The following is a 13,455-nucleotide window of genomic DNA, read 5'->3' on the forward strand; positions in this document are numbered from 1 at the left end:
CTCTCCATGTGATGTCTCAGGCCTGCGCTGTCAAAAATGTACCAACAAGCATCAGCAGACATCAGATATAAGGAATATAAGAAAATTCCTAAGCAAAATTTTCGGTAAGTATAATTTCGGAAATATTTCGCAACCTGATCTCGATCACTTACGTCGTCACCCTTATATTTCTTTACGTTCTATTTAAGAAACATTTAAACTTTAGGATCATGTACAGAGAATTATATGGGGATATTCCATACTCATATTTAGAGCCTCAGCGGGATACATCAGAAATTATTAATCACGGGCGAAATTACGTTTTTTACTCAAATTTTTAGAAGTGGAATAATCTTTACCTTGCATGACAAATCCTGACAATCCCCCGCCAGTCAGGGCTTCCTTCAATTTTACGGCGTACCTCGCTAACAAAACCGAAACCATTGAACAAGCAGCGGTCATTAGCATCAAAAATAATGAACAAATGAAATTAATCGACATTTTTGATAATTAAATATTGCCAAGATGTTTCAATATGTTTAGCTTTCGAAAATATCATATTGAACGAGAAGCTTTATATGCAGTGGAGAAATACGCCTGTCCGCTTTGGCCATATTTCCGTGTTGATTCATTGGGGCGTTGCTTTTGCCGTTTACGGATTATTTGCCCTGGGTTTATGGATGGTGGGACTGGGTTATTACGATACCTGGTATCACCGCGCGCCCGAAATACATAAAAGCATTGGCGTATTACTTTTCGTCGCCATGGTATTCCGGCTGGCGTGGCGGTTTATTTCCCCTCCGCCAAAAGCCCTGAGCACTTACAGCGCTAAAACCCGCCTCGGCGCCTGGCTGGCACATGTGCTTCTGTTTGCCGGTCTGTTTGCCATCCTGATCAGCGGTTACCTGATTTCCACGGCAGAGGGTCAGGCTGTCAGCGTGTTCGGCTGGTTTGAAATCCCCGCGACGCTTTTCGGGCTGAACCAGCAGGCAGATCTCGCCGGGACGATCCATTTATGGCTGGCGTGGGGAATTGTGATTGTTTCTGCATTCCATGCGCTCGCGGCACTTAAGCACCATTTCATTGACCGGGATAGCACCCTGACACGCATGCTCGGACGCTAACCCGTTTCACTTTCTGCTCTTCACATATGGACAATGGAGAATCACCATGTTGAAAAAGACGACCCTGGGACTGACGCTGGCATCGCTGTTACTGGCAGCCGGTTCAGCAACGGCCGCAAATTACAAAATCGATAAAGAAGGCCAGCACGCCTTTATTGAATTCCGTATCAAACACTTAGGCTACAGCTGGTTGTACGGCAGCTTTAATGATTTCGACGGCGGTTTTACTTTTGATGAAAAAGATCCGTCAGCCGATAAAGTTGACGTCACCATCAACACCACCAGCGTTTTCACCAATCACGCTGAACGCGATAAACACCTGCGCAGCGCTGAGTTCCTGAACGTCGGCAAACATCCGCAGGCAACGTTCAAATCAACGTCGGTGAAGAAAGAAGGTGAAAACCTGGCTGTGACCGGTGATTTCACACTGAACGGCGTGACGAAACCGCTGACGTTGCAGGCTAAATTACTGGGTCAGGGCAAAGATCCGTGGGGCGGTTACCGCGCAGGCTTTGAGGCGGCTGGCACTATCGCCCTGAAAGACTACGGTATCACCACCGATCTGGGCCCGGCCTCTCAGAATGTTGAGCTGATCATCTCTGTTGAAGGCGTTCAGGAGAAATAATTCCTGCCTCATAAAAAAGGCCCTGCATGGCATTGCCAGTCAGGGCCTTTTTACGTTGGGGTAAACGTATCAGTCGTTTTCAGGCGCAGGAATGTGCATGGTGGTTTGCAACAACCCTTTGGACTTATTGAAAATCTTGATCCCGTTCTCACGTCCTGCACGCAGGGAACGCTGTTCCTCCACCGGCAGTTTCAGTTCTGTCATGCAGATTTCACTGCAACAACCGTCAAACTTCGCCGCACAGGTCGGGCACTGAATAAACAGCAAATGGCAGCCGTCATTTTTGCAATTGGTGTGGTTATCGCAGGCCGTGCCGCACTGGTGACAGTGGGCGATCACGTCGTCTGAAATACGTTCACCCATGCGTTCATCAAAGACGAAATTTTTGCCTTTGAATTTCACCGGTAAGCCCTGCTCTTTCGCCCGGCGCGCATATTCAATTATGCCGCCTTCCACGTGATACACATTTTTAAAACCCTTGTGCAGCATGTAGGCGCTGGCCTTTTCACAGCGAATACCGCCGGTGCAGTACATGACGATCTTCTTGTCTTTGTCTTCTTTCAGCATATCGACGGCCATCGGCAGTTGATCGCGGAAAGTATCCGAAGGGACTTCAATCGCCTTGTCGAAATGCCCCACTTCGTATTCGTAATGGTTACGCATATCCACAAACAAGGTGTCCGGATCGTCGATCATCGCATTGACCTGTTCGGCTTTCAGGTATTCACCGATCTTTGACGGGTCAAAACTTTCGTCGTCAATACCGTCCGCCACAATGCGGTCACGCACTTTCAGGCGCAGAACCCAGAAGGACTTGCCGTCATCTTCCAGCGCGATGTTCAGACGGATCTGATCCAGCGCCGGATGGCTGGTAAACAGCTCGGTTTTGAAGGCCTCAAACTGACTTTGCGGGACGCTTATCTGAGCGTTAATCCCTTCTTTTGCCACGTAAATACGGCCAAATACGTTCAGGCGCGTCAGGCTGATATAGAGGGCGTCGCGGAAGGCTTTCGGATCGTCGAGCTGGAAATACTTATAAAAAGAAACAGTGGTGCGCGGCTCAGTTTCAGCCAACATACGCGCCCTCAGTTCCTCATTAGAAATACGGTTATGTAACACTGGCATGGTGTACGTTCCTGTCTTTCGGGGAATTTAAAGATTGGTCACTTTTAAGCGGCAAGATTATACATTAAAGCAACATTGAGGACATCTCCCGTTGCAAATTCCTCAACAGAAAAACACCCGCTGCACCTTGCCGCCGGGATAATTACGATAACCTATGCTTAGGTGTTATCCATTTTCGGGATTTAACGACGATTCAACTTTTCGCAGGAGCAGGAAACATGAGCAAGCTTTTTGAACCGATTACGCTGGGCAAGCTGACACTCCCAAACCGCATTGTGATCGCGCCAATGTGCCAGTATTCCTCGGATAACGGCAAAGCCACATCCTGGCATCATGCCCATCTCGGTCAGTTATCTTTTTCCGGGGCAGGTTTACTGATCCTCGAAGCGACCGCCGTGGAAGCCGTCGGGCGCATTTCTGCCGAGGATTTGGGGCTATGGGATGACGAAACCGAGGCTGCACTGAAGGACCTTATCACGGGCTTGCGCGAAAACAGCGATATGCCCCTTGGCCTGCAGCTCGGCCATGCAGGGCGTAAAGCATCCTGTGCCGCACCCTGGAAAGGAGGCGCACAAATTCCTCAGTCCGCCGGAGGCTGGCAAACCGTTGCCCCTTCTGCCGCAGCCTTTGCTGAAGGCACTGAAGCCCCGGAGGCGATGTCGCTGGAACGCATTGCACAACTGAAACAGGCGTATGTCGACAGCGTCCGCCGCGCCGATCGTCTGGGGTTTGATTTGCTCGAGCTGCACGGAGCGCACGGCTATCTGCTGCATCAGTTCCTGTCACCGCTGTCGAACCAGCGCACCGACCAGTACGGCGGCTCACTGGAAAACCGTATGCGGCTGCTGCTTGAGATCTTCCAGGACATCCGCGAGGCATTTCCGGCCGACAAACCGGTGGGCGTGAGAATTTCCGCAACTGACTGGGTGGAAGGCGGCTGGGATCTGGAGCAGTCTATTGCGCTGGCAAAAGCGCTGGATGCGCTGGGTTGCAGTTATATTCACGTCTCCAGCGGTGGCCTGAGCACTCAGCAGAAAATTGCCGTTGGCCCGAACTACCAGGTGCCTTTCGCGGACGGCATTAAACGTTACGTGAAAATGCCGGTGATTGCCGTTGGCCTGATCACCGAGCCGGAGCAGGCAGAAGCGATTATCGGTACCGGTCAGGCCGATATGATCGCGCTGGCACGCGGTATTTTGTATAACCCGCGCTGGCCGTGGCATGCTGCTGCCAAACTAGGCGCGAAGGTAGCCGCACCGAAACAGTACTGGCGCAGCGAGCCGCACAGCGTGAAAGGTTTATTCCAGCCCGATTAATCCTCCTTTGTAAATTTCCCCGCGGGCAGCACAATTGGCTGCCCGTTTATTTGACAAAAACCGGTTCTCTGCTGATATTCAGTCGGAAAGAAGCGCGTTTACTTAACGGCGGCTTATAAATAGAGCAGATTGCTTTACATTCAGGCAGTGAATACCAAAAAATGAGGTATTAGTGCCGACGCCTTTCACCTCGCACCAAAAAAGTGCCACAATATGTCACTTTGCTACAAATAATTAACGCATAACACGCACTCCATACGGGGAGTGAACGTACTTATGTAGCGGGCTGCTGCACCAGACAGAGCTTATATATTTTCTACTTCGATTATTATGACGCAGAGATTTTATGACTCAGGTACCAACTTTTACTCTTTCATTACTGCATCCGCGTTACTGGATGACCTGGTTAGGTCTGGGATTACTTTACGCGCTGGTGTTACTGCCTTATCCGGTTATTTATCGTATTGGTACAGGCTTAGGCCGCTTTTCAATGCGCTTTCTGAAACGCCGCTACAAAATCGCGTCGCGTAACATCGAACTTTGTTTCCCTGATATGCACCCTGACCAGCGGGAAGACATGGTGGTGAAAAACTTCGAATCCGTCGGCATGGGGTTGTTTGAAACGGGCATGGCGTGGTTCTGGCCTGACAAGCGTATCGAACGCTGGTTCAGCGTCAGCGGTCTTGAACACATTCAACGTGCACGCGACAACCAGCAAGGCGTGTTGTTAATCGGTGTCCACTTCCTCACCCTCGAGCTTGGTGCGCGTATCTTTGGTATCCATAATCCGGGTGTCGGCGTCTACCGTCCGCATGATAATAAGCTGATGGATTGGATCCAGACCAAAGGCCGTATGCGTTCTAATAAAGGCATGCTGGATCGCAAAGACCTTAAAGGCATGATCCGCAGCCTCAAGCAGGGCGATATCATCTGGTATGCACCGGATCACGACTACGGCCCGCGTGCCAGCGTATTCGTGCCGTTCTTTGCGGTGGATAAAGCCGCGACCACGACGGGGACTTACCTGCTTGCGCGAATGGGTAAACCGGCGATCATTCCTTTCACCCCGCGTCGTCTTGAAGGCGGGAAAGGCTATGAGATGATCATTCATCCTCAGGTCGCCGATTTCCCACTGGATGATGAAGTCGTTGCCGCTGCGTACATGAATAAAGTGGTCGAAAATGAAATTCGTCAGGCACCGGAGCAATATATGTGGCTGCATCGTCGTTTTAAAACGCGTCCGCAGGGCGAATCTTCACTCTATAAAAAGTTGAGTGACTGATGAGAGGGCCGGTTCAGGTTCACTGCACCGGTTCTTATTTTTGATTTGCTTAAACAGTTTTTTTGACAGACTTCTTCAAAGTTATCAGATTTTATCTCATGGCGTTTAGGCCAATACTCTCAGCATAATTTCCCCACGTGATTACCCCGGAACGTTAGGGGCCGCGTGATCAACGAGTCTCTCCCGAAAGGAAACTGTTATGCTGGCTAAACTGAACACTGCTTTTACCCGCGCCACCGATCATCCTGATTTTGGTAAGCTTCTGTTACGTCTCACTTTCGGTATTCTGATCCTGTTTCACGGCGTGGCTAAAATCGAGAACGGCGTCGGCTGGATCGCCAACATGTTAGTCGCCGCTGGCCTGCCTGGCTTTATCGCTTACGGCGCGTACATCGGTGAAGTGATTGCTCCGGTACTGATCATTCTGGGCATCTTCACCCGCCCTGCCGCACTGGTGATGGCATTCAATATTCTTGTTGCCGTTTTCCTGGTTGTCGCCGGTAAATTCTTTACGGTCACCGACGTCGGCGCATGGGGTCTGGAAGGCGAAGCGTTCTATTTCTTCGGCGGTCTGGTGATCATGTTCCTTGGCAGTGGCCGTTATTCCGTGATGAAAAACCCGGCCCTGCGTTAATTACGTTTTATTTTGGTTTTTTGTGTCTGTCGCGGCCAGCCTCATCACTGGCCGTTTTTTTTTGCTTTTTGCCAAATTATTGATCTCCTTCAGTCCGCCAAATTTTTTAAACCTGTATTTTACTCCGCTTGTTACAGTTCATTAACATCATTGAAGTGGATGATAATTAGGCGCATAATTATCCATCTGACTGATTGTTACTTGTGCTCTGCCTTGTTTCTTTCTGCCATCACAGAGCGAACCTGACCTCTTTTTTCCGGTAATTTATGACCTCGGCTCCTGAACCTGAACTCGCCCCAGAACCCATTAACTGGAAACGTAATCTGTTTGTTGCCTGGATTGGCTGCTTTCTTACCGGTGCCGCATTCAGCCTGATCATGCCCTTTCTGCCGTTATACGTAGAAACCCTGGGCGTGACGGGCCATGAATCCCTGAACATGTGGTCCGGTCTGGTCTTCAGTATCACCTTTCTGTTTTCCGCCATTGCCTCGCCATTCTGGGGCGGCCTCGCCGACCGTAAGGGCCGTAAGATCATGCTGCTGCGTTCCGCGCTCGGTATGTCGATTGTCATGGTGCTGATGGGATTCGCACAAAATATCTGGCAGTTTCTGGTGCTCCGCGCCCTGCTCGGTTTACTCGGCGGATTTGTTCCCAACGCCAATGCACTGATTGCTACCCAGATCCCGCGCAATAAAAGCGGCTGGGCGCTGGGTACACTGTCCACCGGCGGCGTCAGCGGCGCGCTGCTCGGGCCACTGGTAGGCGGGTTGCTCGCCGACAGCTACGGACTGCGTCCGGTCTTCTTCATCACCGCTGCCGTACTTTTCCTGTGCTTTGTGATGACGCTGTATTGCATTCGTGAGCAGTTCGTTCCCGTCAATAAAAAGGACATGCTCAATCGCAAACAGGTATTCGCTTCCCTTAAAAATCCAAAACTGGTGCTGTGCCTGTTTGTCACAACGATGATTATTCAGGTAGCGACAGGCTCTATCGCGCCCATTCTCACGCTGTACGTGCGTGAACTGGCGGGGAATACGCAGAATCTTGCGTTTATCAGCGGGATGATAGCCTCCGTACCGGGTGTGGCCGCGCTGATGAGTGCGCCGAGGCTGGGCAAACTGGGAGACAGGATCGGGCCGGAGCGTATTCTGGTGGCGATGATGGGGATTTCAGTGTTGCTGCTGATCCCGATGGCTTTCGTGCAAACGCCGCTGCAACTGGGAATTTTACGTTTCCTGCTCGGCGCAACGGATGGCGCATTGCTGCCCGCCGTTCAGACCCTGCTGATTTATAACTGCACCAATCAGGTGGCCGGTCGGGTATTCAGTTACAACCAGTCGTTCCGTGACGTCGGTAATGTCACCGGCCCGCTGCTCGGTGCAGCGGTGTCAGCAAGTTATGGCTTCAGGACAGTATTTTGTGTCACGGCACTGGTGGTGTTGTTTAACGCATTTTATTCCTACTGGTGTCTGCAACGGCGGCCACGCCAGGCGATGACCGATTAAACGCGGCCGCCCTGCCAGACTGACGCGCTTTAAGGTGCTTTGTCTGGTTGCGGCGGCACAGGCATATCGTCGGGCACTTCAACAACCACCAGACGCACTTCGTAATGCTTGCCGGCCGTCGTCGCTGGCAGCACAGACGTCAGTTTTTGGATGGTGGCTGTCGGGTTATCACTGGCCACGCTGGCACAGAACAATTGCCCCGGATGGCAGAACCCCATCATCATCGGTGGCGGCGGCAGCGGCAAACCTTCTCCGTGGAACATGTTCACAGGAGGTTGCGGATGCGTATTTTCACTGGCCTGACTGGAAATGCTGAATAGCACGGCAAGCGCACACAGCGGCAGGAGTAAAGCGCGGGAAAGAGTCTTCATAAAAGTCACCTTAATCTTGAAAGTTCAGGGTCACTGTAGCCCTCAATTTCACGCCCCGCCGGGGGTTTGCTAAACCTTTACCCCTCCCCTTCAGAGCCTTTGCAAATCAGGGAAAGTGCTGACAGTTGTGTCTGTGCGGTTCCTTTTTCCCGCCAGCTTTCCAAAAAAACATCAATGGTCAGACTGTTTTTCTCTGAAAACTTGCATCCTGTCATTTATCGACAACACTCATTGAATCAGCATTTTTACTGACGAGTGGTTGTTACCTGTTCATTCATAACACTATTTACACCACACGCTTTTTAGCTACACCCCATTTCAACTCAGGAGACAACAATGAGCATGTACGTAACGCTTGAAGAAGCTATTGATGCCGCCCGCGAAGAATTTCTCGAAGCCGCGCAGGACAGGATCCAGGGCGATGAAGAGCCGCTTCCCGATCAGTTCAATTTGCAGAAATACATCATGCAGGATGGCGACATCATGTGGCAGGCAGAATTTCTCAGCGCCGAAGGGGAATCCATTGATGCGCTGACCTTCCGCAGCGGTGCCGCTGCACAGGCCATTTTCGATGAGGATTACGACGTCATCGAACTCGAAGAAGAGTGGCTGGAAGAGGCGACGCTGTACGAATGGGATGAAGGGGAATTCCAGCACGAACCGCAGACCGACACCGAAGAAGGTGCGGCAGCGGCAGAAGAATGGGATGACGAAGACGATTATCCGGGCCGTGACATCGACTGACGTTTAATTGTAAGGGCCGTGGCGGGCGTCAACTGGCAGCATGAAGGTGTCGACAATCATCGACAGCGGAACGTCGATCACAGTGACATAACGCCACGGACTGTCCCGAAGATCCCATTGCACGCCAGGATAATACTGATTGCCATGCCCCTGCCCCGGCACCGTGCGGCTGATGATACTGCCACATCCCGAGAGCGTGACGGCCAGCAAAGCCAGAACAGACCCGCGAAAAACACCCCGATTAATCACTCACACAACCTGTCAAATTGAATCAAATGAAGCACTCCGTTGAGCGCTGAATAGCGCTGTCAGCTTAGCATGCGCGTGAAGACCGGCCATGTTAAGACAAAGTAAAATTTTATACGCTGCGGGTTAAAGAGTCACTGAACTTCACACCATAAAAAAACGGACAGTATGCAAATAACATACTGTCCGTTTATTTTTACTGCCCCTTTACGTCAACTCAGGCCGGTTTAACTTCCAGCGTTTGAGTTTCAGGGAAGGCCTGCGCATTACGAGGCAACTTACTGTAATACTCGCCCCACGCTTGCTGATCAGGTTGCGTCCAGACCGCAGAGTGTAACCGCGCCATCAGCACCGGATCGCTCAGAAGAATCAGGCGATCGGCTTTGCCCAAATCTTTCGGCCCGGTTTTCAGCGCCTGCTCAAGATGAGCGCGACGTCCGTTTTCAACCGCATCGCGCAGCAGGTGGCGTGATGTTGCCATGGCGGAGGCCAATGCGTTGAATGCCGGATCAAACACTGCGTGCATAAAGCCGTTTTGCAGTTTACGTTCACGGTTCAGCTTGAGGTATTCCTCGGTGGCAACCAGTTCGCGCGGAGGATCGTATTCTTCCGGGATCAGGAACAGTTTGGCTCGCTTACTCTTAATCCCAAGCGTTGCACGGCTCGACAGCACCGAAACAATTGGCGAGAGGATCAGAGAGAAGACGATTGGCGCCAGCCACCACAGGAAACGCAAGTCCAGCCAGGCCATACCGGCCGCCCAGACAGCACCCAGCAACAGCTGAGATCCGTGACGTTTAAAGGCTTCGCCCCACGGCGTGTCATCATCGTCACGCTGCGGTGAATTCCAGACCACTTCCCAGCCCAGGAACGCACTGACCACGAAGACGGTGTGGAACAGCATACGCACAGGGGCCAGAAGAACCGAGAACAGCATTTCCAGCAGCATGGAGATCAGCAGGCGGAAACCGCCACCAAACTGTTTCGCACCCTTCGCCCAGATCAGGACGATACTCAGCAGTTTTGGCAGGAACAGCAGCACCATGGTGGTCGAGAACAAGGCGATTGCCAGTTCAGGACGCCATTGCGGCCACACCGGGAACAGCTGACGAGGTTGCAGGAAGTACTGCGGTTCCATCAGCGTATGCACCACCTGCAAGGCGGTAGACAAGGCCAGGAACGTAAACCACAACGGTGCGGAAAGATACGACATGACACCGGTCAGGAACACCGCACGGTGAACCGGGTGCATCCCTTTCACCAGGAACAGGCGGAAGTTCATCAGGTTACCATGGCACCAGCGGCGGTCGCGTTTCAGCTCATCCAGCAGGTTTGGCGGTAACTCTTCATAACTGCCCGGCAGATCGTAGGCGATCCAGACACCCCAGCCCGCACGACGCATCAGTGCCGCTTCCACAAAGTCATGCGACATGATGGAGCCCGCAAATGAACCTTCACCCGGCAACGGTGCCAGCGCACAGTGCTCAATGAAAGGTTTCACGCGGATAATGGCGTTGTGCCCCCAGTAGTGGGATTCACCCAACTGCCAGAAGTGCAGTCCCGCGGTAAACAGCGGGCCGTAGACGCGGGTAGCAAACTGCTGACAACGCGCATACAACGTATCCATTCCGGACGCTTTCGGCGAAGACTGGATGATACCGGCATTCGGGTTAGCATCCATCAGACGAGCCAGACCGGTCAGACATTCGCCACTCATCACGCTGTCGGCATCGAGGATCACCATATAGGCATATTCCCCGCCCCAGCGACGGCACCAGTCATCAATGTTTCCGCTTTTGCGTTTCACACGGCGACGGCGGCGGCGATAGAAGATACGGCCATGGCCGTCTACGTCGCGGCAGACTTCCATCCAGGCTTTCTGTTCAGCCACGCAGATATCCGGGTCATAGCTGTCGCTCAGGACATAGATATCAAACTGATCCAAATCACCGGTCGCTTTCACGGATTCGTACGTTGCACGAAGACCCGCGAATACGCGCTCCACGTCTTCGTTACAAATCGGCATGATAAGCGCGGTACGGTTATTCGGGTTCAGCGGCTCGTCGCCTTTGGTGGACGCCGTGATGCTGTATTTATCGCGGCCAATGAGCAGTTGTAAAAAGCCCATCAGTGCGGTCCAGAAACCGGCCGATACCCAACAGAACAAAATGGCAAACAGCACCAGAATACCGGTCTGCAACACATAAGGCAGCAGTTGCAGCACAGACTGTTGCCAGTCCTGATTCAACATATCTGCGGGGTCGATCAGCGCCCAGCCCTGATAAGGCAGGATGGTTTTCATGTACCAGGTAGCGATCGCCGTTTGCACCAGCATCAGAGCCAGCAAAATATAACGGCGAACGGAACCGGCATGACGCCAGCGTTTTTCGGATTCAGGCATTTCTGAGGCGCGGTGACGGGAAGCCGCGCTGCGCCCCATCAGATTGTCCCAGAAACGGCCTACCGGGTTGGTGCGCCAGACATCAGGGAACATGCTGGAACGCTTAACCGGTGGCATAGCGCTGGCGATGGTGCGGCCTTCGTTATCCACTTCATCCAGCGAGCCCTTTTCCAGAGCGTAAGGCCAGCTGCCGCCTACGCGCGCTTTCACCGAGGCCAGAGGCGCGTCGATGTCAGCCGCAGCGGCAACCGCTGAAGCCGTATCATCGGCGCCTAAGCGCCGGTGCACGGTGGCAAAAGCTTCCCCTTCAGCAGCCGGAAGCTGCTGAAGGAGCGCCGCTTTCTGTTCTTCAGTAAGCGGCAAAGCTTCTACGTAATCATGTGTAGAGTGCGTTGACTTATTCATTTGCAGGCAGCTGATAGCTCCAGGTTTCACTCAGTGTTTTATCGCCATTGGCCAGAGAAGCGCGCATTTCAATCGCTTTCTTCGGATCTTTCACTTTCAGGCGCAGCGTCAGACGCCAGCCTTTGGTTACCGGATTATAGCGGACAGTGTTTTCAACCAGATCGCCGTTGTCGCCTACGCTGACCTGAGACGCCACCGGCGTATCACTTTTCAGGGCTTTGAGGTTTGGACCGACAAAATCAACCAGGAAGGCAACGCTGCCATCTGGTTCACGGATCAGATTTGACTGCTTAACATCACCGGTTGAGCGCATGGTACGTTCGACCCACGCCAGATCGGGTGCATGCAATTTGTCTTCTTCAATAGTGAAGTGCAGACGGTAGTCCATGTTCAGCGGTTTACCCGCATCAGGTAACTGATCCGGCGTCCAGAAGGCGACGATGTTGTCATTGGTTTCATCGGCGGTAGGAATTTCTACCAGCTCAACTTTCCCTTTACCCCAGTCGCCTTTGGTTTCAACCCAACCGCTCGGACGCAGATCGTAACGGTCGTCCAAATCTTCAAAGTTGGAGAAGCTGCGGCCGCGTTGCAACAAGCCGAACCCTTTCGGGTTTTCCATGGAGAACTGGCTGACGGCCAGATGTTTTGGATTGTTCAGCGGACGCCAGATCCACTCACCGTTACCGGCGTGGATGGACAGACCGTTGGAATCATGCAGCGCCGGACGATAGTTCATCACCGGAGACGGCTGATTTGCACCGAACAGGAACATGCTGGTCAGGGGAGCGACGCCCAGTTTGCCCACTTTATCGCGCAGATAAACTTTAGACTGCACGTCTACGGTCGCTTCTTTACCTGGATACACATCCATGCGGTAAGCACCGGTCGCGCGCGGCGAATCCAGCAAGGCATAAATGACTAAATGCTTTTCATCAGGATTAGGACGTTCGATCCAGAATTCGCGGAAACGCGGGAACTCTTCACCCGATGCCAGTGCGGTATCGATAGCCAGACCACGGGCAGACAAGCCATACACCTGGCCTTTACCGATGACGCGGAAGTAGCTGGCACCCAGCACACTCATTATTTCATCATCTTTGTCTGCTTTATTGATCGGATAAAGCACTTTGAAACCGGCAAAGCCGAGGTTTTTCACTGAGTCAGCGTCATGTTTGACGTTGCCAAAGTTGAAGTAGTCCGGGCTGTACTTAATTTCTTTGACTGCGTTAGCCGTCACTTCATTGATTTTCACCGGAGTGTCGAAGTACATCCCCTGGTGGTAGAACTCAAGCTTGAAAGGCGTGTTCTGGTCTTTCCAGTACGCTTTGTCATGATTGAATTGAATTTGTTGGTAGTCTGCGAATTTGAGATCGCGGAACTGGGACGGTAAATTGCTTTTAGGCGCTTCGTAGCCTTTATCGGCTAATGCTTTCGCTTGTTTTGCAACATCGTCAATAGAAAAAGCCCAGGCAGATGAGGTGAACATGGCCATCAACACTGCGGCACTTAGCAAACGGACTTTGATCATACGTGACCCTATGGAAAAATTTTTATCCGACACCTTGTCTCCTTTAAGCGCGCTTAAGGCAATTGCTGTCACTGTTTCATGAGAAGTGTCAGGTTTCCGACAACCTGAGCTGTCGATGGTTCATTCATTGAAGAACCGTTTAAGCGCAACAGGGTACAAGGATATCAATT

12 protein-coding genes are annotated in these 13,455 nt (G+C 52.1%); 7 read left to right on the forward strand and 5 right to left on the reverse strand.

Translation table 11 applies throughout. The features are described from left to right. Positions 1–557: 557 nt before the first annotated feature. Positions 558–1,103 carry a cytochrome b gene (locus tag J1779_RS22315; RefSeq protein ID WP_217204825.1) on the forward strand — a complete coding sequence of 182 codons (546 nt, stop codon included), beginning with the start codon at positions 558–560 and terminating at the stop codon, positions 1,101–1,103. 49 nt (positions 1,104–1,152) lie between these two features. After that, positions 1,153–1,728, forward strand: coding sequence for a YceI family protein (locus tag J1779_RS22320; RefSeq protein ID WP_122096104.1), 576 nt, complete (start codon positions 1,153–1,155; stop codon positions 1,726–1,728). 69 nt (positions 1,729–1,797) lie between these two features. On the opposite strand, the gene trhO is transcribed toward J1779_RS22320, so the two are convergent. Continuing rightward, positions 1,798–2,853 (reverse strand): oxygen-dependent tRNA uridine(34) hydroxylase TrhO, encoded by a 1,056-nt coding sequence (gene trhO / locus J1779_RS22325; RefSeq protein WP_056778700.1) that lies wholly within the window; start codon positions 2,851–2,853, stop codon positions 1,798–1,800. 218 nt (positions 2,854–3,071) lie between these two features. Here trhO and J1779_RS22330 point away from each other — a divergent pair, with 218 nt between their 5' ends. The 4 genes from J1779_RS22330 to mdtG all read left to right on the forward strand — a co-directional run bounded on the left by J1779_RS22330 (position 3,072) and on the right by mdtG (position 7,590). Beyond that, positions 3,072–4,169, forward strand: coding sequence for an NADH:flavin oxidoreductase/NADH oxidase (locus J1779_RS22330; protein WP_122095751.1), 1,098 nt, complete (start codon positions 3,072–3,074; stop codon positions 4,167–4,169). A 346-nt stretch (positions 4,170–4,515) separates the two neighbouring features. Beyond that, positions 4,516–5,451 carry a Kdo(2)-lipid IV(A) acyltransferase gene (locus J1779_RS22335; protein ID WP_136377435.1) on the forward strand — a complete coding sequence of 312 codons (936 nt, stop codon included), beginning with the start codon at positions 4,516–4,518 and terminating at the stop codon, positions 5,449–5,451. A gap of 199 nt (positions 5,452–5,650) precedes the next feature. After that, on the forward strand, positions 5,651–6,085 hold the full coding sequence (locus tag J1779_RS22340) for a DoxX family protein (RefSeq protein WP_217204826.1): 435 nt from the start codon (positions 5,651–5,653) through the stop codon (positions 6,083–6,085). 266 nt (positions 6,086–6,351) lie between these two features. After that, positions 6,352–7,590 carry a multidrug efflux MFS transporter MdtG gene (gene mdtG / locus J1779_RS22345; RefSeq protein WP_056778688.1) on the forward strand — a complete coding sequence of 413 codons (1,239 nt, stop codon included), beginning with the start codon at positions 6,352–6,354 and terminating at the stop codon, positions 7,588–7,590. A gap of 29 nt (positions 7,591–7,619) precedes the next feature. Here mdtG and J1779_RS22350 read toward each other — a convergent pair whose 3' ends face one another. Next, positions 7,620–7,961: a hypothetical protein gene (locus J1779_RS22350; RefSeq protein WP_217204827.1), complete on the reverse strand. Its 342-nt coding sequence runs from the start codon at positions 7,959–7,961 to the stop codon at positions 7,620–7,622. Between the two features lie 336 nt (positions 7,962–8,297). On the opposite strand from J1779_RS22350, the gene J1779_RS22355 reads away from it, so the two are divergent. Next, the gene (locus J1779_RS22355; protein ID WP_056778676.1) at positions 8,298–8,705 is read left to right on the forward strand and encodes a MysB family protein; all 408 of its coding nucleotides are present in this window, start codon (positions 8,298–8,300) and stop codon (positions 8,703–8,705) included. A gap of 3 nt (positions 8,706–8,708) precedes the next feature. Here the strand turns inward: J1779_RS22355 and J1779_RS22360 are convergent, their stop codons facing one another. The 3 genes from J1779_RS22360 to J1779_RS22370 all read right to left on the reverse strand — a co-directional run bounded on the left by J1779_RS22360 (position 8,709) and on the right by J1779_RS22370 (position 13,285). Continuing rightward, positions 8,709–8,954 carry a YceK/YidQ family lipoprotein gene (locus J1779_RS22360; protein WP_056778675.1) on the reverse strand — a complete coding sequence of 82 codons (246 nt, stop codon included), beginning with the start codon at positions 8,952–8,954 and terminating at the stop codon, positions 8,709–8,711. 214 nt (positions 8,955–9,168) lie between these two features. After that, positions 9,169–11,757 carry a glucans biosynthesis glucosyltransferase MdoH gene (gene mdoH, locus J1779_RS22365; RefSeq protein WP_056778672.1) on the reverse strand — a complete coding sequence of 863 codons (2,589 nt, stop codon included), beginning with the start codon at positions 11,755–11,757 and terminating at the stop codon, positions 9,169–9,171. After that, positions 11,750–13,285 carry a glucan biosynthesis protein G gene (locus J1779_RS22370; RefSeq protein WP_056779164.1) on the reverse strand — a complete coding sequence of 512 codons (1,536 nt, stop codon included), beginning with the start codon at positions 13,283–13,285 and terminating at the stop codon, positions 11,750–11,752. Before J1779_RS22370 ends, mdoH begins: the two co-directional genes overlap by 8 nt. Positions 13,286–13,455: the final 170 nt, after the last annotated feature.

Source organism: Rahnella rivi (assembly GCF_019049655.1).
In the GTDB taxonomy this organism is placed as follows: domain Bacteria; phylum Pseudomonadota; class Gammaproteobacteria; order Enterobacterales; family Enterobacteriaceae; genus Rahnella; species Rahnella rivi.

Bases quoted from the DNA above. Each gene is read 5' to 3' on its own strand.
- J1779_RS22315 (WP_217204825.1), top strand. From the start codon at position 558: ATGCAGTGGAGAAATACGCCTGTCCGCTTTGGCCATATTTCCGTGTTG.
- trhO (WP_056778700.1), bottom strand. From the start codon at position 2,853: ATGCCAGTGTTACATAACCGTATTTCTAATGAGGAACTGAGGGCGCGT.
- J1779_RS22330 (WP_122095751.1), top strand. From the start codon at position 3,072: ATGAGCAAGCTTTTTGAACCGATTACGCTGGGCAAGCTGACACTCCCA.
- J1779_RS22335 (WP_136377435.1), top strand. From the start codon at position 4,516: ATGACTCAGGTACCAACTTTTACTCTTTCATTACTGCATCCGCGTTAC.
- J1779_RS22340 (WP_217204826.1), top strand. From the start codon at position 5,651: ATGCTGGCTAAACTGAACACTGCTTTTACCCGCGCCACCGATCATCCT.
- mdtG (WP_056778688.1), top strand. From the start codon at position 6,352: ATGACCTCGGCTCCTGAACCTGAACTCGCCCCAGAACCCATTAACTGG.
- J1779_RS22350 (WP_217204827.1), bottom strand. From the start codon at position 7,961: ATGAAGACTCTTTCCCGCGCTTTACTCCTGCCGCTGTGTGCGCTTGCC.
- J1779_RS22355 (WP_056778676.1), top strand. From the start codon at position 8,298: ATGAGCATGTACGTAACGCTTGAAGAAGCTATTGATGCCGCCCGCGAA.
- mdoH (WP_056778672.1), bottom strand. From the start codon at position 11,757: ATGAATAAGTCAACGCACTCTACACATGATTACGTAGAAGCTTTGCCG.
- J1779_RS22370 (WP_056779164.1), bottom strand. From the start codon at position 13,285: ATGATCAAAGTCCGTTTGCTAAGTGCCGCAGTGTTGATGGCCATGTTC.